The organism is Actinophytocola sediminis (assembly GCF_054779715.1).
Map to the genome: position 1 here is coordinate 115,716 of NZ_BAAGXS010000005.1, position 18,694 is coordinate 134,409.

15 protein-coding genes and 1 tRNA gene are annotated in these 18,694 nt (G+C 70.9%); 5 read left to right on the plus strand and 11 right to left on the minus strand.

Translation table 11 applies throughout. The features are described from left to right. Positions 1–12 precede the first annotated feature (12 nt). Positions 13–85: transfer RNA gene (locus tag ACYVIP_RS03535), tRNA-Glu, on the plus strand. A gap of 93 nt (positions 86–178) precedes the next feature. On the opposite strand, the gene ACYVIP_RS03540 is transcribed toward ACYVIP_RS03535, so the two are convergent. Next, entirely contained in the window at positions 179–442 is a 264-nt protein-coding gene (locus ACYVIP_RS03540; protein ID WP_460391881.1) for a hypothetical protein, read from the minus strand. A 138-nt stretch (positions 443–580) separates the two neighbouring features. Between ACYVIP_RS03540 and ACYVIP_RS03545 the strand changes: the two genes are divergently transcribed. Next, positions 581–1,096 (plus strand): NUDIX hydrolase, encoded by a 516-nt coding sequence (locus tag ACYVIP_RS03545; protein ID WP_460391883.1) that lies wholly within the window; start codon positions 581–583, stop codon positions 1,094–1,096. A 15-nt stretch (positions 1,097–1,111) separates the two neighbouring features. Here the strand turns inward: ACYVIP_RS03545 and ACYVIP_RS03550 are convergent, their stop codons facing one another. The 8 genes from ACYVIP_RS03550 to ACYVIP_RS03585 form a co-directional block, all read right to left on the minus strand. Then, positions 1,112–1,984: a hypothetical protein gene (locus tag ACYVIP_RS03550; RefSeq protein ID WP_460391885.1), complete on the minus strand. Its 873-nt coding sequence runs from the start codon at positions 1,982–1,984 to the stop codon at positions 1,112–1,114. A 137-nt stretch (positions 1,985–2,121) separates the two neighbouring features. Continuing rightward, positions 2,122–2,949 (minus strand): peptidoglycan DD-metalloendopeptidase family protein, encoded by an 828-nt coding sequence (locus ACYVIP_RS03555; protein WP_460391887.1) that lies wholly within the window; start codon positions 2,947–2,949, stop codon positions 2,122–2,124. A gap of 123 nt (positions 2,950–3,072) precedes the next feature. Next, positions 3,073–5,442, minus strand: coding sequence for an arylsulfatase (locus tag ACYVIP_RS03560; RefSeq protein ID WP_460391889.1), 2,370 nt, complete (start codon positions 5,440–5,442; stop codon positions 3,073–3,075). 75 nt (positions 5,443–5,517) lie between these two features. Further along, positions 5,518–8,103 (minus strand): LuxR C-terminal-related transcriptional regulator, encoded by a 2,586-nt coding sequence (locus ACYVIP_RS03565; protein ID WP_460391891.1) that lies wholly within the window; start codon positions 8,101–8,103, stop codon positions 5,518–5,520. Continuing rightward, positions 8,100–10,697: a LuxR C-terminal-related transcriptional regulator gene (locus ACYVIP_RS03570; RefSeq protein ID WP_460391893.1), complete on the minus strand. Its 2,598-nt coding sequence runs from the start codon at positions 10,695–10,697 to the stop codon at positions 8,100–8,102. Before ACYVIP_RS03570 ends, ACYVIP_RS03565 begins: the two co-directional genes overlap by 4 nt. Positions 10,698–10,885: 188 nt before the next feature. After that, positions 10,886–11,011, minus strand: a complete 126-nt coding sequence (locus ACYVIP_RS03575) for a hypothetical protein (protein ID WP_460391895.1) — start codon at positions 11,009–11,011, stop codon at positions 10,886–10,888. 381 nt (positions 11,012–11,392) lie between these two features. Continuing rightward, positions 11,393–11,689, minus strand: a complete 297-nt coding sequence (locus ACYVIP_RS03580; protein WP_460391897.1) for a hypothetical protein — start codon at positions 11,687–11,689, stop codon at positions 11,393–11,395. Between the two features lie 100 nt (positions 11,690–11,789). Beyond that, the gene (locus ACYVIP_RS03585) at positions 11,790–12,491 is read right to left on the minus strand and encodes an IclR family transcriptional regulator (protein ID WP_460391899.1); all 702 of its coding nucleotides are present in this window, start codon (positions 12,489–12,491) and stop codon (positions 11,790–11,792) included. An 85-nt stretch (positions 12,492–12,576) separates the two neighbouring features. On the opposite strand from ACYVIP_RS03585, the gene leuC reads away from it, so the two are divergent. The 3 genes from leuC to ACYVIP_RS03600 all read left to right on the plus strand — a co-directional run bounded on the left by leuC (position 12,577) and on the right by ACYVIP_RS03600 (position 15,479). Then, on the plus strand, positions 12,577–14,016 hold the full coding sequence (gene leuC / locus ACYVIP_RS03590; RefSeq protein WP_460391901.1) for a 3-isopropylmalate dehydratase large subunit: 1,440 nt from the start codon (positions 12,577–12,579) through the stop codon (positions 14,014–14,016). Between the two features lie 15 nt (positions 14,017–14,031). Continuing rightward, positions 14,032–14,631, plus strand: a complete 600-nt coding sequence (gene leuD, locus ACYVIP_RS03595) for a 3-isopropylmalate dehydratase small subunit (RefSeq protein WP_460391955.1) — start codon at positions 14,032–14,034, stop codon at positions 14,629–14,631. Between the two features lie 152 nt (positions 14,632–14,783). Further along, positions 14,784–15,479 carry an HU family DNA-binding protein gene (locus tag ACYVIP_RS03600; protein ID WP_460391903.1) on the plus strand — a complete coding sequence of 232 codons (696 nt, stop codon included), beginning with the start codon at positions 14,784–14,786 and terminating at the stop codon, positions 15,477–15,479. A gap of 49 nt (positions 15,480–15,528) precedes the next feature. On the opposite strand, the gene ACYVIP_RS03605 is transcribed toward ACYVIP_RS03600, so the two are convergent. Together ACYVIP_RS03605 and ACYVIP_RS03610 are read right to left on the minus strand one after the other, a co-directional pair. After that, a complete protein-coding gene (locus ACYVIP_RS03605) occupies positions 15,529–16,455 on the minus strand; it encodes an NUDIX hydrolase (protein WP_460391905.1) in 927 nt (308 codons plus the stop codon). Positions 16,456–16,463: 8 nt separating this feature from the next. Further along, positions 16,464–18,671, minus strand: coding sequence for an RNA degradosome polyphosphate kinase (locus ACYVIP_RS03610; RefSeq protein WP_460391957.1), 2,208 nt, complete (start codon positions 18,669–18,671; stop codon positions 16,464–16,466). Positions 18,672–18,694 lie beyond the last annotated feature (23 nt).

The window sequence follows — 18,694 nt, forward strand, 5'->3', positions numbered from 1 at the left end:
CTCTCTGATCCTGGCCCCGTCGTCTAGCGGCCTAGGACGCCGCCCTCTCAAGGCGGTAGCGCGGGTTCAAATCCCGTCGGGGCTACACCATGTGAGCAGGCCGCTTCCTTCGGGAAGCGGCCTGTTCCTTTCACCGGGCCGCCGGACCGATGCGAGCGACCCGCGAGCGCCGTGACCGTCAGGGAACGGCGTAGCACGAGTCCAGGATGTCGTGCGGTTCGGTGATGCGCAGGTAGAACCCGACCGGGTCCAGGAGCGACACCGCGATCAGCCGCGCCTTCTCGGCGCCGCGACCGATGAGCTGTTCGCGGGCCGGCAGATTGTGGCGTGGTGGCTGCCCGTCGTCGTTGGCCACCGAGCGCGGTCGCGGCATCGGTTGGTGCGCCGGGCCGACCCTGGGCGTTCGCCGCAGCCGTAGGTAGGCGATGAGCGCCGCGGTCATCGCGACGACCGTGCCGCGACGGCGAGATATGCCTCCAGCGACACAGGCCGATCATCGCCGAACCTGTTCCTGCCGAGTTTCGGCACTGGCACAGTCCACGCGTGTGGCCGACCGATCTCGGCTGGGAAGATGTGCGCCATGCCCGACATCCCGGACGACCTGCCCGTCATCGAGCGCGACGCGGTCCGGGTGGTGGTCATCGACGTCCGGGACACGGTGTTGCTCTTCCACACCCACGAGGTCGACCATCCCGATCTCGGCACCTGGTGGGAACTGCCGGGCGGCGGCATGGACCCGGGCGAGACCTACCTGGACGCCGCGGTCAGGGAACTGCGCGAGGAGACCGGGATCGTCGCCGAGCCGGCCCGGATCGGGTCGCCGACCTGGCGACGTCGCGCGACATTTCGGCACCGGCAGCACCGGCATGTGCAGAACGAGGTGGTCGTCACGTTGCGACTGCCGGACGCCGGCGGCGACATCGACGAGACCCACCGCCTGGACTACGAACGAGAGGACTATTTCGACTTCCGGTGGTGGCCCATAGCGCGGATCCTCGGCAGCGACGAACGTTTCTATCCCGGCCGGTTGCCGACGCTGCTCCCGGCATTCCTCGCCGGCGAGCGGATCGACGAACCATTCGAACTGTGGTCCTAGCCCTGATGCCCGGCCTCAGTCGGATTGACCGGGTTTCCAGACCGTCAGTTCGAACCTGAGGTCCGGGTCGTCGCCGCTGCTTCTCGGTTTGTCGGTCAGGGTCAGTGCCGCGATGTTGTCCTCATCGGTCACCACGCAGAACGACTGTCCACGGTGGAGGTCGGCCGGCTCGATCGACCCGCTGACCGCGTCGCCCCGGGCGTGTTGTGCGCACTGCTGGGGGTCGTCGGTCACCGGTGACGGCGCGTGGCCGACGTACTGGGCGTTCCAGCGCTGTAGGCCGATGGGGCTGCAATGCGAGTACAGCAGGTCGTCGGTGTCCTCGGAGGTGCTGTTGACCCGGACGCTGCCGGTGTCCAGGTCGGCGAGCGTCATCTGGCAGGAGACATTGGGCGCGCCAAGGGTTATCGGCTGCCGGTCGATCGCCACGGTGTACTCGGCTGCCGGGGGCGTCGCGGACGGCTGGGTCCTCGACGGTGGGCGGGCCGACGGTACGACCGTCGGCGCCGGGGTCAGTGTTGTGGTCAGCGTTGTGGTCGAAGTGGACGTTCGGGTGATGATGACGACCACCAGCAGCACCACCACGGCGACGAGCACCGTTATCGCGGCGGAGAAGACCAACAGCACGCGCCGGTTGTTGCTCGCCGGCGGCAGCATGATCGCCGGCTCGGGGCGCCGAACCTCCGGTGGCGGGGTTTCCGGCGCGCGTGGCGGAGCCGGCGGATAGCGCAGGTTGAGTCGCTCGCGCAGAACCGCCGCGACATCCCGCCCCGCCTCCTGGGTGGCGTAGTTCAACAGGCGGGACACCTCGGCGTTGTCGCCTCGGTCACGGGCACTCGTCAGGTCGTCGAGTAGCGCGTTCACGAACTCGTCGTTTCCGTTGCCCAATTTCCTGCCCCCTCGCGCGAAACGTGTCGGCGACGCTACTGCCGGGCACGCGCGAGAAGGGCAGGAAATCGGGCCATAACCCCCGATAGTGCTGGTCCTGTCACTCTCCCGGTCCAATGACTGACCGGGAGGCGGTGTTAGTCGTACTTGTCCTGGTTGAGGAAACGGGCGAACGCACGCCACGAGTTGGGTCCCATGACCCCGTCGATCGGACCGGTGTACCCCCACTGCGCGCCCAGCCGTTGCACCGCCGACCACGTGTTGGCGCCCGGCACCCCGTCGATCGGTCCGGTGTAGCCGTAGCCGCGCATGGCCTGTTGCATGGCCGCGTAGGTGTTGGCCCCCGGCGCGCCGTCGATCGGGCCGGTGTACCCGTGTTCGGCGCGCAGCCAGTTCTGCGCCCGCTGCCACATGATCGAGCCGGGAACGCCGTCCTGTTCGGTCGCGGTCTTCGGCAGCCCACCGCCGCCACCGCCGACATAGCCCAACGGGTCGATGCGGGTGCCGCTCGGGTTGATCATGTGCCAGTGCAGGTGCGGGCCCGTCGAGTTGCCCGACCCCGGCGCCCCCGGCGCTCCGCCGGACAGCCCGACGACATCGCCCATCCCGACCCGCGTGCCGTTGCCGAGCAGGAACTGCGACAGGTGCATGTACTGGGTGCGGTAGCCGTTGTCGTGCGCGATGGTGACCGTGTGGCCGCCGGTGCCGTTCTCCGGGATGTTGGTCACCACGCCACCGCCGGCCGCCGGCAGTCGCGTGCCGACGCCCATCCCGTAGTCGATCCCGCCAAGCGAGCCGCGGTCGATGTGGTCCTGCCACGTCCCGGTGATCGGGTAGCCGGTGAAGGGGTTGTGGAACCCGGGCGCGGCCACGGCCAGACCCGCCCCACCACCGACCACGGTGACCACCCCGGCCACCACCGTCGAGTGCAACAAGGTCCGCCTACTGATCCCGCCGTTGGTCATCGCCCGACTCCCACGCTCGATGGTGCTGTCCTACCGAACGTAGAGCCGGGGCCGCCGAAAGACATCCTGCGTTCGACCGGCGGCCATTCGGTCCAATCACGACTCCGCCGGAGATCGCCGGGATCACTGACGGAGCATCGCGTGGGTGAACCGGGCGCCGTGGTGCTGCTCGCGCTGGCGTGAGTTGGGGTGGCAGCCGGGCTGGAGATCGAAGTCGACCTTGACCACCCGGCCGGTGAACTGGCTGATCGGACCGTACTCCGGCGACACCGGCGAGCCCTTGTCCCAGCCGATGTCGAACGTCTCGTCCATTGAGTACCCGATGCCGACGGTGCGGTCGATCGTGCCCCGCGCGACCTCGGCGCCGTCGACCAGCAGCCGCGCGTTCCCGCCCGCGCCGAACGCCTCGGCGCCGGTCTTCTCGAACTCGTAGCGCAGGGTGTGCCGGCCGGCGCCGAGCGGCTCGGTGGCTCGCAGATAGGTGTAGACCGGCCCGGGCAGGTTGTAGCAGAACGTCGGCACGGAATGCTTGAGGTACAGGGAGAAGCCGGCACTGTCGCCGCCCATCGCGACGATCGGCCCGTGCGCCCCGCCGTCGGGCACCTCGATCTCGGCGGTCATCGTCCAGGACCGGTTCTTGGTGTCCGGCCCGGCGAACTCCTGGATGCGCACCGCGCCGGGGTAGAAGGTCAGCTGGTCGCGGTCGGCGTAGAGCCCCTCCCGGCCGAGGGCGCGCTCCATCAACCGGTCGTCCAGCGGCAGCACCTGGTTCTTGCCGGCCTCGGCCCACCACAGCCCGACGAGGTCGATGAGCTTCTTGACCATCGGGTCGTTGAGGTCGCTGGAGTCCCGGCCGTGCATGAGGTTGGTGCTCTCCGACGGGTCCTCGGTGAGGTCGTAGAGCTCCCAGGAGTCCTGGTCGAACCCCCACGCCGCGCGGTTCTCCCACGGCTTGCGGCCGTGGTAGGTGACGACCTTCCAGCCGTCCTGGATGAGTCCCCGGTTGCCGAGCATCTCGAAGTACTGGGTGCGGTGGGTCGTCGGCGCGTCCGGGTCGTCGAAGGAGTACCTCATCGACATGCCCTCGATCGGCTCCTGCTGGACGGTGTTGACGAACCGGGGCGCCTGCACGCCGATCGCCTCGAGCACGGTCGGCACGATGTCGGTGACGTGGTGGTACTGGTGGCGCAGCCCACCGCGCGCGGCGATGCCGGCCGGCCAGTGCACCACCAGCGGGTTGCGCACGCCGCCGAAGTGGACATATTGCTTGCACAGCTGGAACGGGGTGTTGCCGGCGATCGCCCAGCCGATGGGGTAGTGGTTGTAGGACCCTGGCTGGCCCAGGTGGTCGAGCCTGGCCAGGTTCTGCGCCACGGTCTCCGGGATCATGTTGGCCACCGACTGTTCGTTGAACAGCCCGTTGAGGGTGCCCTCGCCGGAGGACCCGTTGTCCCCGACGAACACGAAGATCAGCGTGTTGTCGAGCTGCCCGGTCGCCTCGAGGAAGTCGATCAGCCGCCCGATCTGCGCGTCGGTGTGTTCCATGAACCCCGCGTACACCTCGGCCATCCGGGTGAACAGCGTCTTCTCGTCCGCCGACAGGCTGTCCCAGCGCTGGACGCCCTCGAGCATCGGCGCGAGCCGGGTGTGCTCGGGGAGGATGCCCATCTCCTTCTGCCGGCGCAGCACCTGCTCGCGGTAGGCGTCCCAGCCGAGGTCGAACCGGCCGCGGTAGCGGTCTGTCCACTGTGGTGCGACGTGGTGCGGTGCGTGGCAGGCGCCGAACGCGAGCCAGGTCAGCCACGGCTTGTCCGGCGCGACCGAACGGTGCTGGGCCAACCAGCTGGTCGTGCGGTCGACGAGGTCCTCGGACAGGTGGTAGCCGTCGCTGGGCAGCCGGGGCTGGTCGATCGGCTCGCGGTCGACGAACAGCTTGGGATACCACTGGTCGCTGTCGCCGCCGAGGAAGCCGTAGAAGCGGTCGAAGCCGAACACCGGGCCGGTCGGCCAGCGGTCGTACGGGCCGGCGATCGAGGTGTCCTCCGCCGGGGTGTTGTGCCACTTGCCGACGCAGAAGCTGGTGTAGCCGTGTTCGTGCAGCATGGCGGGGATGCCCGCCTTGCTCTGCGGCTGCCGGGCGTTGTAGCCGGGATACCCGGTGGCCAGTTCGGTGATGTTGGCCATCCCGACCGAGTGGTGGTTGCGTCCGGTGATCAGGCAGGAGCGGGTGGGGGAGCACAGCGCCGTGGTGGTGAAGTTGGTGTAGCGCAGGCCGTTGTCGGCCAGTCGCTGGATGTTGGGGGTGCGGATCAGCCCGCCGAACGGCTCGGTCCAGCCGAAGCCGATGTCGTCGATGATGAGGTACAGCACGTTGGGTGCGCCGTCTGGCGCCGCCGGTGGCATCGGGAACGCCGGCTCGGACTCCTTGTAGGTCCGTCCGATCCGCCCGGGAAAGCGGTCCCCTTCCCGGTAGGTCTTCATCACGTCGGCCATTGCGCCTCCTCGGTGCGACTGTCCAGCGTGGATTCGTCCGGGCGCGGAGACATCACCCGTGGCGGGTGGGCTACCTCAGGTGAGGCCGAGCCGCCTGCCGGCGACCACGGCCGCGCGGCGGTTGGTGACCCCGAGCTTGGCGTAGATGGCCCGGACGTGGGTCTTGACGGTGTTCACCGACACCGTCAGGTCCGCGGCGACCTCGTCCAGCGACCTCGGGGTGGACAGCCGGGCGAGCACGGCCCGTTCGCGGTAGGTGAGCGCCCCGGCGGACTGACCGTCCACGGTGGACAACGCGCGACTCACCCTGGCGGCGAACCCGTCCGCCTGGCCGAAACCGCCGAGCTGCTCGCGCAGCAGCTGCCGAACCGACGGGTCGGCCTGGTGGAACGGCCGGATCAGGGTCGACGGCTCTGCCAGCGACAGCGCGGAGGTGAGCGCGGCACGCGCCCGGGTGCGGTGGCCGTTGCGGATCTCCACCGCGGTCTCCAGCAACGTGGCCTCGAGCCGGGTCGTCGGCCAGCTCGCCGGCAGGGACTCGTCGAGCACCTCCCGCACCGCGGTCTCGGCCGCACCGGCATCGCCGTTGGCGAAGCAGGACAGCGCCCGCATGAGCGTGACCTCGGCGACCGCCCCCGCGTTGGCGCGGGTCCAGGTGGCCACGTCCGTGGCGAGCTGCTTCCTGCCAAGCGCCACCGCGCAACGGTGCTCGAGCAGCGCGCCGCCGACGAGCGCCACCACCGGTAGGTCCGCCGCCGGCACGTCCCGGCGTGCCTGCTGGAGCAGCGCCAGTCCGGCCATCCTGGCGCCGGTGTCGAAGGTCGCCGCCCCGGTGAGCACGTCGGTCAGGTAGCGCAGGTCAGGGCGCGCCGGCTGGGTGATCGCGGTCGCCGCCAGCCGGGTGCGCGCCAGCGCCGATTCGGGGTCCAGCCGCAGCAGCCGGGAGAGCGCGGTCAGCAGGTGGTTGAGCGCCAGGCCGGGGACGGTGCGCCAGCCGAGGGCCTGCGCGATGGTGAGTGACTCCGCGCAGGCCGCCGCCATCGCGTCGTAGTCACCGTCCATAGCGGACAGCACGCCGACGGCGGTGAGGCTCTGCTGGGAGACGTAGGCCAGGCCGTGGTCGCCGGCCAGCCGCGTGGTCCGGCCGAGCTCGCGCCGGGCCGCCACCCGGTCGCCGGCGCGCAGCCTGGTCCAGCCGAGGCCGAGGCGGGCCCAGGACTCCAGGTCGGTGCCGGCCAGCGCACCGGCAAGCGCCGGCCAGTCAGTCGTGCCGGGGATCTTCTTGGCCAGCGCATAGCTCGCCGTCGCGAGCCGGTGCAGGGTCACCAGGTCCTCGTCCGGGTGCGCCGGCCAGATCTCCTGGCTGTGCCGCAGTTCCGCGTGCGCGCGCGGCAGATCATCGGTCTGCAGGTGGGTGAGCGCGTGGATCAGCGTCAGCCACGGGTCGGTGCCGACCACCTCGCCCGCCGTGTCCAGCGCGCGCCGGATCGGGTGGTGGTCGCCGGCCAGCAGCAGCGCGACCGCGTGCCGGCGCAGCAGTGTCACCGAGGTGAACGGCTCGCCGGTGCGCGCGGCGTGGTCGAACGCCGTGGCCGGCCGGGCCATGGCGGCGAACCAGTGCGCGGCCTTCGCGTGCAGCTCGGCCGCCAGGTCCGGGTGCTGGCGGGCCAGGTCCGCGCGCAGGTAGGAACGCAGCAACGGGTGCGGCCGGAACCACTGCCGGTCCGCGCCGGTGCCCAGTACCAGTGCGCTGTCCCGTTCCAGCGCGGCCAGCGTCGCGCCGGCGTCGCGCTGCCCGGACAGCTCGGTGGCCAGTGCCGGGGTCACCTCGTCGCACACGCTGACCACCTGGAGGAGCATCGTGGTCCTGGTCGGCAGCCGGGTGAGCACCTCGCCGACCAGGAAGTCGGCCACCGCGCGGTCGGTGCCCGCGAACCGGGCCAGGAACGCGTCGCGGTCGGTGACCGCGCGCAGCGAGCGGGCGGCCAGGCGCAGTCCGGCTGGCCAGCCCGCGGTCTGCTCGCCGAGCAGCCGAACCTGGTCGTCGGTGAGCGGCACGCCGGCCAGCCGCATCAGCTCCGCGGTGTCCTCATGGGACAGTCGCAGCTCGGCCGTCCGCAGCTCGGCGAGCCTGGCCGGTAGCCGCAGCCGGGCCAGGGGCAGCGGTGGCTCGATCCGCGTGGACAGCACCAGCCGCAGGTTGTCCGGCTGGTGCTGGATCAGGGTGGCGATGCCGTGCAGCGTGTCCGCGCCGTGGAGCTCGTGCAGGTCGTCCAGGATCAGGTAGGTGGGCGCCGGCAGGCAGGCGAGCGCGTCGATGATCTCGGCGACCTCGGCGAGCACGGCCGGGGTGTCGGTGTCCTGGGTGGCGCCGGGGGCGCGGATCGCGCTTCGCACGGCGGTCCAGAACCGGTCGGCGTCGTTGTCGTCGGCGTCGACCCCGACCCAGATCTTGTCCGCGTCGCCGGTCGCCGCGACCCAGTCGGCGAGCAGCAGGGTCTTGCCGTACCCGGCGGGCGCGCACACCAGCGTCACCGGGAACTCCGCCGCCAGGCGCGCCAGCCGGCGGCGCACCCGCGCGCGGGCCACGAAGGTGGCCGGCAGCCGGGGAACGGCGGTCTTGGCCCGCGGAATCGGCCACCGGTGGTGGGACCTGGTCATCGCTGTTCGGGTTCGACCCGGGGCGTGGCCTCGGTGAGCAGGCCGCGCACCGCCGCCGCCTCCACGGCGTCGCGCCGCCTGCGCACGCCGAGCTTGGTGTAGATGGCGCGTACGTGGGTCTTCACGGTGTTGGGGGAGACGGTGAGGTCGTGGGCGATCTCGTCGAGGGAGCGCGCGGTGGGCAGCATGTGCAGGATGCCGCGCTCGCGCGGGGTCAGCGGCACCGGCGGCGGCGGGAGGTCCAGCGCGCGCAGCGTGGCGAACGCGCGCTGGGCGAACGGGTCGACCGCGCCCAGCGTGCCGAGACTGGCGCCCAGCAGGTCCACCACGCCGGCGTGCGCGAACACCACCGGGTACGCCACGTCCAGGCGTTCGGCCGCGGCCAGCGCCTTCTTCAGCGCGCGGGTGGCCGGCTCGCGGTCTCCCGCGGCGAGCGCGGCCTCGCAGTCCAGCAGCCACGCCTCGATCGCCGTCCACGGGAGGACCGTTGGCGACGTGCCGTCGAGCAGCTGGCTGCTGATCCTGCGGACGGCGTGGTGGCGGCCGACGGCGAGCTGGGCCCGCGCCCGCATCAACGCCAGCTCGCCGGCGGTCGGGACGCGTGCCCTGGCCCAGTCCAGCAGCTCACTCGCGGCCTGGCCCCAGCCGAGCAGCAGGGCGGCCCGCTGGCCCAACACCGCGCACAGCACCACCTGGTCGGCCGGCAGCCTGCGGTCCCCGGCCGACCGGGCCGCCTGGTGGATCCGGCGGGCGCCGCCGGTCCAGTCGCCAAGCGCGAACTCCGCCGCGCCCCGCACCGCCTCGACCAGCAGCCGGGATCCGGGAGCGACGTCGTCGTCGGCCGGGCCGTCCGCCTGGGTGGTGTGCCGCAGGCTGGCCACCGGGTCGGCGCGCAGCAGCGCGCCGTAGCCGAGCAGGGCGTCGATGGTGGCGGCCAGGACCGTCTGCCGCCAGCCCCGCCTGCTGGTGCGGCGGTCGGCCTCGTCGGCCAGCGTGGCCAGCCGGCCGTAGTCGCCGTCGACGGCGGCCAGCGCGGCGAGCGCGGCGACGCACTGGGTCTCCAGGTACTCGTGGCCGCCGGCCGACCCGAACGCGGCCACCAGCTGGCCCCGCGCCGCCTGCGTCCGCCCGGCCGCCACCAGTGCCGTGCCCCGGTACAGCCGCGCCAGCGCGTCGAACACCGGGTCGGCCCGGTGCCCGTGTTCGAGCGGCTCGGTGGTGCGCAGCTGCTCGTCGACGTCGCCGGCGCACTGGGCCCGGCGGGCGAGAACCAGCAGACGCAGAGTGGCCAGGCTGGTCGAGGCGGCGGCCGGCCACCCGGCCTCGGCGGCGGCCAGGTCGTGGTCCACGGCGGCCCGCTCGCCCCGCTCGAGGCGCAGCAACGCGGACACCAGCGCGAGCAGGCTGTCCCCGGCGTCCAGCTCCCGGCCGACGACGTCGAGCAGCCGGCGGGCCAGGCCGTGGTCGCCGTCGACCACCATGCCGACCGCGAACCGGCGGGCCAGCGCGCCGGCGAGCGGGGCGTCGGCGGCCTCGACGGCGTGCGTCATGGCCGGTGCCGGTTGGTCGTCGGCGGCGAACCAGGCCGCCGCGGCGGCGTGCAGCCGGGCGGCGCGGTCGGGGGCCTGCCGGGACAGGTCGGCGAGCAGGTGCGCGCGCAGCAGGGGGTGCACGTGGTACCGGGTTCGCGCGGTGTCGACCGGGGTGACCAGCGAGGTCAGCGTGGTGAGCGTGTCGAGCAGCGCGCCGGCGCTCGCCCGGCCGGACAGCGTGGCGGCCAGCGGCGCGGACACCTGCTCGCAGACGCTGATGCTGGTGAGGAACTCGCCCAGCTCGGCGGGCAGCCGGGAGAGCACCTCGTCGACCAGGTAGCCGCCGACGCCGCGGTCGGTGGCGGCGAAGTCGTCGAGGACGTGTTCGGGTTCGCCCGCCGACAGCGACAGCGCGGCGAGCCGCAGGCCGGCCGCCCAGCCCTCGGTCTGCACGACCAGGTCGGCGAGCTGGCCGGTGTCCAGCTCGATCCCGGCGGCCTCGAGCAGCGCGCGCGCCTCCGCCGGCGAGAACCGCAGGTCCGCCGCGCGGACCTCGGTGAGCTGGTCGGCCAGCCGGAGCCGGCCGAGCGGCAGCTGAGGGTCGTGCCTGGCGGCCAACACCAGCCGCAGCCCGGCCGGGTGGTGGCGCAGCAGGGTCTCCAGGCCGTGCAGCGGCCGGGGGTCGGTCAGCTCGTGCACGTCGTCGAGGACCAGCAGCACCGGGGCCGGCAGCTCGTCGAGCGCGCTGACCAGCTCGGCCAGGAACCGGGGGTCCGAGCTCGGCTCGGCCGGCGGCGCCAACGCGCGCAGAGGGCTGTCGCCGGGCACCGTGTCGCAGCCGGACAGCGCCTCGAGCAGGGCCGACCAGAACCGGTCGTCCTCGTTGTCATCCGAGTCGAGTGACACCCAGGCGGTGTCGTGCGCGCCGCGCTCGTGCACCCATTCGGCGAGCAGCAGCGTCTTGCCGGTCCCCGCGGACGCGCTCACCAGGGTGACCAGCGCATCGTGTGCCCCGTCGAGCAAGGACAGCAGCCGGGGGCGGGAAACCAGTTGGGGCGGCAACCTCGGTACGGCGAGTTTGGTTCTCGGTACTCGCCGTCTGCGGTCTCTCCTCGCTGGCTCGGGCATGTGACACTTTCTGGTCAAGTATCCACTCTGCCCCTACCGTCGCACTGTCGCGAGGCTCTGGCCAGCGCAAACGCTCACCTCACCACATTCAGGTGATGAGGCGAGCGGCGCGGCGGCGACAGTCAGCCGGCGGTGTCCCTGGCCGGCGGTGCCTGCGGGGCGCCGGGGGTGAGCCCACGCTCCAGGCGTTCCAGCAGCAGCGGGCCGATCATCAGCACGGCGAGCACGACCAGCACGACGGCTATCACGGGATGGTCCTGAAGAGTCGACGGAACATGGCTGGCTCCTCCCAGATCGGCCGGCTCACGTTGCCACGGCGCGACGGAACCGGTCCTCATCCGGCGTGGGTGAACAGCGCCGAGCGCCCGTGACCGGCGCCGGGCCCGCCCGCTGTGGGTGACGGCGCCCGGGCGCAACGGGTGGTCGCGTGCGTCCTCATCGGACTTGATCTGTCTACTGTGGACCGATGGCGCGCGCCGGGTACCTCACCCACAGCGGGTGATGGGCTCGACACGGTGCGCGTGGGAGCGTGCCCGCGACGGCGGAGGTGCTTGGGCGGGCGCGAGTGCCGGCGACGTGCGTTACTGGTGCCGATCAGGTCGACTGTCCACCACGGACCTGCCGACGGACTACTGGTTCTTCATGGCACGGCGGATCTCCGCCAGCCGGTCACGGCCGGCTTGTTCACGGGCGGCCAGTTCGTCTTCCACGGTCCGGCCGGCCGGCGTCTCACTGGCGAGTTCCTCGGCGCCGACGGAGGTGGTGTAGCGGTTCTCGATCTGGTCCCGGACATAGTCGAAGGTCGGCACGCCCGCGTCGGTGTAGTCGCCGGCCGGCACCTGGATCGGCGGGGTCGGCGTGGCGGGTGGGGTCGGTGCCGGTTCCTCGACGAGCTCGGCGTCGATCGGGTCCTGTTGTTCTGGCATGGCGCTCCGTTCCTGGTGGCTTCGCTCCGACCATCTCACGATCGGGTACCTCACCATTGTGCTGAAGAACACGCCGCCGTGTCGGGTCCGAAGTGGACGGCTACAACCTGGCCTGGAGCGCGTCGGCCGCCGCGAGCAGGTCGGCCGCCCAGCGCGCGCCAGGGCGCCTGCCCATTCTGTCGATCGGGCCGGAAACCGAAACAGCCGCCACAACGGCCCCATTCGCATCACGCACCGGCGCGGACACGCTTGCTACACCCGGTTCCCGTTCGCCGACGCTTTGTGCCCAGCCGCGTCGGCGAACCTCCAACAACGCACGTTCACCGAACACCGCGTCGGTGAGTAACGCACGCTGCGTGGCCGGGTCGGTCCACGCGGCAAGGACTTTCGCGCCGGAACCGGCGTTCATCGGCAGCCGGGAGCCGACCGGAACCGTGTCCCGCAGCCCAGCGGGCGGCTCCGCGGTGGAGATGCAGATCCGTTGCGCGCCGTCCCTTCGGTAGAGCTGCACGCTCTCGCCGGTGCGATCCCGCAGGCGGGGAAGTACCGAGCTCGCCGCGTCGAGCAGCGGATCGACCGCGCCGCCGGCGAGTTCGGCCAGCGCGGTGCCCGGTCGCCAGCGGCCGTCGGATCCCCGGCGCAGCAACCGATGCACCTCGAGGCCGACCGCCAGCCGGTGTGCGGTGGCGCGTGGCAGCCCGGTTCTTGTGCAGAGCTCCGCCAGGCCACATGGCTCCTTGGCCACGGCCTCCAGTACGGCCATTGCCTTGTCGAGAACTCCGATGCCGCTATGCTGTCCCACGTCTCGATATTATGTTCCCGCTATATGGGAAGTCCAGTCTTCCGCGAAGTGGGAACACTCTTGTGGAAGTCGATGGTGAATCCAGATGGCTAATACTCTTGCTGAGAAGGTGTGGGCACAGCACGTCGTCCGGTCGGGCAGTGGCGCCGAACCCGACCTGCTCTACATCGACCTCCACCTCGTTCATGAGGTGACCAGTCCGCAGGCGTTCGACGGCCTTCGCCTGTCGGGCCGGCAGGTGCGCCGCACGGACCTGACCATCGCGACCGAGGACCACAACGTGCCGACGGTCGGGATCGAGTTGCCCATCGCGGATCCGGTCTCCAAGACCCAGGTGGACACGCTGCGCAAGAACTGCGCGGAGTTCGGTGTCCGCCTGTACCCCATGGGCGACGTGGAGCAGGGCATCGTGCACGTGGTCGGCCCGCAGCTCGGGCTGACCCAGCCGGGCACGACGGTGGTGTGCGGCGACAGTCACACCTCCACCCACGGCGCGTTCGGCGCGCTCGCCTTCGGTATCGGCACCTCGGAGGTGGAGCACGTGCTCGCCACCCAGACGCTGCCGTTGCGTCCGTTCAAGACCATGGCGATCACCGTGGACGGCGAGCTGCGTCCCGGGGTCACGGCCAAGGACGTGATCCTGGCGGTCATCGCGAAGATCGGCACCAACGGCGGACAGGGCCACGTGCTCGAGTACCGCGGCCCGGCCATCGAGCGGATGTCGATGGAATCCCGCATGACCATCTGCAACATGTCCATCGAGGCGGGCGCGCGGGCGGGCATGATCGCCCCCGACGACACCACGTTCGCCTATCTGAAGGGCCGCCAGCACGCGCCCTCGGGCACGGACTGGGACGACGCGGTCGCCGCGTGGCGGCAGCTGCGCACCGACGACGGCGCGCGGTTCGACGCCGAGGTGCGCATCGACGCGAGCGCGCTCACCCCGTTCGTCACCTGGGGAACCAACCCCGGTCAGGGTTCGCCGCTGTCCGAGCGGGTTCCCGACCCGGAGGCGATCCCGGACGAGAACGAGCGCCGTTCGGCGGAGAAGGCGCTCGCCTACATGGACCTGGTTCCCGGCACGCCGCTGCGGGACATCCACGTCGACACGGTTTTCCTTGGCTCCTGCACAAATGGTCGAATCGAGGACCTGCGGGCCGCCGCGGAGGTGTTGCGCGGGCACAAGGTCGCCGACAGCGTACGGATGCTCGTGGTCCCCGGCTCGATGCGTGTTCGAGCGACCGCCGAGGCCGAAGGGCTGCACGAGGTCTTCCTCGACGCCGGCGCGGAATGGCGGGCCGCCGGCTGCTCGATGTGCCTTGGCATGAACCCTGACCAGCTCAAGCCGGGTGAGCGCAGTGCGTCCACATCGAACCGGAACTTCGAGGGCCGGCAGGGCAAGGGCGGCCGGACGCACCTGGTCTCGCCACTGGTTGCGGCCGCAACGGCCGTGCGCGGCACGCTGTCCTCGCCAGAAGACCTGCTCGCAGGGTCGAGCATCAGCACCGCGGACCTGTCGAACTGAAGGGGTATGACGACCATGGAACCGTTCACCACGCACACCGGGGTCGGCGTGCCGCTGCGCAGGTCCAACGTGGACACCGACCAGATCATCCCGGCCGTGTACCTCAAGCGGGTGAGTCGCACTGGCTTCGAGGACGGTCTGTTCGCCGCCTGGCGCGCCGACGATCACTTCGTGTTGAACCTGGAGCCCTACCGGGCAGGGAGTGTCCTGGTAGCCGGACCGGACTTCGGCACCGGCTCCTCGCGGGAGCACGCGGTGTGGGCGCTGTCCAACTACGGCTTCCGCGCGGTGATCTCCTCCCGCTTCGCGGACATCTTCCGGGGCAACGCGGGCAAGCAGGGGCTGCTCGCGGCCGAGTGCGCGCAGTCGGATGTCGAGCTGTTGTGGAAGCTGCTGGAAGCCGAGCCGGGCACCGAGGTGACCGTTGACCTGCGGGACAAGACAGTGCGTGCCAAGGACTTCGCGGCGCCGTTCCACATCGACGACTACACCCGCTGGCGGCTGCTCGACGGACTCGACGACATCGCCTTGACGTTGCGCCACGAGGAAGCCATTGGGGCCTTTGAGGGGGGTCGCCCACGCTGGAAGCCGACCACCTCTACACTTCCGTCCTGAGGTTGCCGATTAGCAGCCACGCAACAGAATCAGACCCCCATAGCGGGGAAAATGGGCGAGTCGCGTGGAAATTGTGCCGAGTTAGGCATACGGTGGCCAGAAGTCGGCCGGATTGGCCGAGAACGCAAGTGTGGTCAACGGAGGACTGAAGGGTGAACAAGGCCCAACTCATCGAGGCGCTCTCGGATCGCCTCGGCGACAAGAAGGCTGCCGGCGCTGCCGTCGACGGTCTGGTCGACGTGATCGTTCGCACGGTCAACAAGGGCGAGAAGGTGAACATCACCGGCTTCGGTGTGTTCGAGAAGCGCGCCCGTGCCGCTCGCACCGCGCGCAACCCGCGCACCGGCGAGACGGTGAAGGTGAAGAAGACCAACGTGCCCGCCTTCCGGGCTGGCACGACGTTCAAGGACGTGGTGAGCGGCGCGAAGAAGCTGCCGAAGGCAGCCGCGACCCGTTCCACCGCAAGCCGGGGCACGTCCACGGCTCGCGCGGGCGCCACCACGACGCGCGCCGCCACCACCCGCCCGACGACGTCGCGCGCCGCGGCCACGACCCGTACCAGGGCCGCGGCTGCCAAGCCGGCAACCCGTGCGGCGGCGGCGAAGTCCACGGCGACCAGGTCAACCGCGCCAAAGGCTGCGCCGGCCAAGAAGGCCACCACGGCCAAGCCGGCGGCGGCGAAGTCCACGGCGAAGTCAACCGCGCCAAAGGCTGCNCCGGCGGCGGCGAAGTCCACGGCGAAGTCAACCGCGCCAAAGGCTGCGCCGGCCAAGAAGGCCACCACGGCCAAGGCCACCGCCAAGGCACGTCCGGCCGCGAAGAAGGCCACGACGACGCGCAAGAAGTGACGTAACGACGCTCCATCCGTGAAGGCCACCCGCAACCGGCGGGTGGCCTTCACGGTCGTTGGACGTACTCCGCCGCGACCAGCTTCTGCTCGTCGCCGGTGGTGAAGAACAGGATCCACGCGCTGGCCTTCTTGCTCTCGAAGCGGCGTGCGCCGTTCGGGACCGCCCCGGCGACCCCGGCCGCACCGACCACACGGGACAGCAGGTCGGGGATGACCTTGCCCTGGCCGCACACCACCTGGCACCCGCCCGCGCGCGCGATCTCCAGTAGCCGGGCAACGGCCTGTTCCTCCGCGCCCGGATAACCCCGTTCGGACAGCAGCGGCTCCGGCCGCACCGGTTCGCCCGCGTCAGCGGCGATCTGCGCCACGGTGTCCACGCAGCGCACCAACGGGGCGGAGTGGACCCGATCGGGCCGGTAGTGGCCAGCCAGGGCGCGTAACGGGGGCAGTTGGCGCCTGCCGTTGGCCGACAGCGGCCGCGACTCGTCCGGCCCGTCCCAGTTGCTCCGGCTGCCCGCCTTGGCGTGCCGCACGAGCAACAGTGTGGTGAGGTCGGTCGGCAGGGTGTCGAATGCCGACAGGATCCGCTCGTCCTGCGGATAGGTCAGCAGTTCGGCCGCCTCCGCCAGCGTGCACCAGCGCAGTCGGTCCACCTCGTCGTTCGGCGCGAACTCCCCGTCGCCAGCGCGTCCGGCGTAGTACTCGACGTACTTCGTCGCCCGTCTCGGTCGGGTGACCCGATACCGCACCTGGCCGAGGCGGCGGCCGAGCACGATCGGGAACCCGGTCTCCTCGGCCACTTCCCGCACCGCGGCTGACCGCGAGCTTTCGCCTGGCTCGAGTTTTCCCTTCGGCAGGGTCCAGTCGTCATAGCGGGGCCGGTGCACCAGCGCGAACCGGAGACTCCGGCCGGTCGGGTCGGCCGGCTCCGACCGCCAGACCACCGCGCCCGCGGCGTCGACTCGGTCAGCCACGGACGGTCCTACGACAGGTGTCGTTGCAGCAGCTGGGCCTGGTGGTCTCTGACCGTGGAACCGTCCGCCGGGGACGCGGTCCAGTCCCCGTTGTGCTCGAGCACCCAGCACCGGGTCGACGGGTCGAGCGCGGAGGTGAACATGGCGTCGAGCTGGGCGGTGAGCCGGGGATCGGTGATCGGCACCTGCACCTCGACCCGGCGATCCAGGTTGCGGTGCATGAGGTCCGCGCTGCCGATCCAGTGCTCGTCGGAGCCGACGAAGTGGAACACCCTGGAATGCTCGAGGAACCGGCCGAGGATGGACCGCACCCGGATGTTCTCCGAGAGCCCGGCGATTCCCGGCTTCAACGCGCAGATCCCGCGCACCACGATCTCGATTTCGACGCCGGCCTGCGAAGCCCGGTACAACGCGTCGATGACCTGCTCGTCGACCAGTGAGTTGATTTTTATCCGCACCCCCGCCGGCCGGCCGGCGCGCAGGTGCTCGATCTCCCGCTCGATCTGGCTCACGATGCCGCGCCGAATCCCGTACGGGGCCACCAGAAGACTGCGGTACTCGTCCTGACGGGCATAGCCGGTCAGCACGTTGAACAGGTCGGTGAGGTCCGCGCCGATCGACGGCTCCGCGGTGAGCAGGCCGATGTCCTCGTAGAGCCGCGCGGTTTTCGGGTTGTAGTTGCCGGTGCCGATGTGGCAGTAGCGGCGGATGACCGAGCCCTCCTGGCGCACCACGAGCGCGGTCTTGCAGTGGGTCTTGAGACCGACCATGCCGTACACCACGTGCACGCCCGCCTTCTCCAGCTTGCGTGCCCACTTGATGTTGGCCTGCTCGTCGAAGCGCGCCTTGATCTCCACCAGGGCCACCACCTGCTTGCCGGCCTCGGCGGCGTCGATGAGCGCGTCGATGATGGGGGAGTCGCCGGAGGTGCGGTAGAGGGTCTGCTTGATGGCCAACACCTTCGGGTCGTTGGCCGCCTGCTCGATGAAGCGCTGCACGCTGGTGGAGAACGAGTCGTACGGGTGGTGCACCAGCACGTCGCCCTCCTCGCGCAGGGCGGCGAACACGCTTTTCGGCGTCTCCCGCTCACCGAACGCGGGGTGGGTGGCCGGGACCGCTGGCGGGTCCTTGAGCTCGGTGCGCTCCACGCCGTACAGCTGCCACAGGCAAACCAGGTCGAGCAGGCCGGGCACCACGACCACGTCGTTCGGGTTGACCTCCAGTTCCCGCAGCAGCAGTTCGAGCATGTGCTCGCTCATGTCGTCGGCGACCTCGAGGCGCACCGGCGGACCGAAGCGGCGCAGCGCCAGCTCACGTTCCAGTGCCTTCAGCAGATCCTCGTCCTGGTCCTCCTCGACCTCGAGGTCGGCGTTGCGGGTGACCCGGAACGCGTGCACCTCGGTGACCTGCATGCCGGTGAACAGATCGCCGAGGTGGGCCGCGATGAGCTCTTCCAGCGGCAGGAACGTGGTGTCCAGGTCGCCGTGGCCGCGGTCGACCGGGACGAGCCGGGAGACGTTGTCCGGCACCTTGACGCGGGCGAACCGCTCGCCACCGCCCGCCGGATCCCGCACGGTGACCGCGAGGTTGAGCGAAAGGCCGGAGATGTAGGGGAACGGGTGCGCCGGGTCGACCGCGAGCGGGGTGAGCACCGGGAAGATCTGGTCGCGGAAGTAGCGGGTGAGCCGCACGTGCTGTTCTTCGGTCAGCTCGGTCCAGCTGGCGATCTGGACGCCGCGGTCGGCCAGCGTCGGGCGCAACCGCTTCTCCCACGCGGCCGCGTGCTGCTCGACCAGCTCCTGGTTGCGTTTGGAGATGTAGGCCAGCTGTTCGCGCGGGGTGAGGCCGTCCGCGCTGCGCACGGTCAGGCCGGTCTCCTCGCGGCGTTTGAGCCCGGCGACCCGGACCATGTAGAACTCGTCCAGATTGGACGCGAAGATCGAGAGGAACTTGGCGCGTTCGAGCAGCGGCTGGGACTCGTCCTCGGCCAGCGCGAGCACCCGGGCGTTGAAGTCCAACCAGGACAGTTCGCGGTTGAGGTAGCGGTCGTCCGGCAGGTCAGGTGGCTCGTTCTCGATGACCTGCGGGGTGACCGCCGGTGGCGCGGATGGCACGCCACGCGGTTCCGGGGTGGTGGCGGCGGGTGGGGCGACCGTCGTGGTGCTCGACCGTTCGACATCGCCGGCAGCGGTGGTCGGGTTGCTCGGTTGCTCCATGCTCTCCGTACTCACGCAACCCA

Coding starts and splice junctions, on each gene's coding strand:
- ACYVIP_RS03580 (WP_460391897.1), bottom strand. CDS start 11,689: ATGCCAGAACAACAGGACCCGATCGACGCCGAGCTCGTCGAGGAACCG.
- ACYVIP_RS03560 (WP_460391889.1), bottom strand. CDS start 5,442: ATGGCCGACGTGATGAAGACCTACCGGGAAGGGGACCGCTTTCCCGGG.
- ACYVIP_RS03565 (WP_460391891.1), bottom strand. CDS start 8,103: ATGACCAGGTCCCACCACCGGTGGCCGATTCCGCGGGCCAAGACCGCC.
- ACYVIP_RS03540 (WP_460391881.1), bottom strand. CDS start 442: ATGACCGCGGCGCTCATCGCCTACCTACGGCTGCGGCGAACGCCCAGG.
- ACYVIP_RS03555 (WP_460391887.1), bottom strand. CDS start 2,949: ATGACCAACGGCGGGATCAGTAGGCGGACCTTGTTGCACTCGACGGTG.
- ACYVIP_RS03610 (WP_460391957.1), bottom strand. CDS start 18,671: ATGGAGCAACCGAGCAACCCGACCACCGCTGCCGGCGATGTCGAACGG.
- leuC (WP_460391901.1), top strand. CDS start 12,577: ATGGCTAATACTCTTGCTGAGAAGGTGTGGGCACAGCACGTCGTCCGG.
- ACYVIP_RS03545 (WP_460391883.1), top strand. CDS start 581: ATGCCCGACATCCCGGACGACCTGCCCGTCATCGAGCGCGACGCGGTC.
- leuD (WP_460391955.1), top strand. CDS start 14,032: ATGGAACCGTTCACCACGCACACCGGGGTCGGCGTGCCGCTGCGCAGG.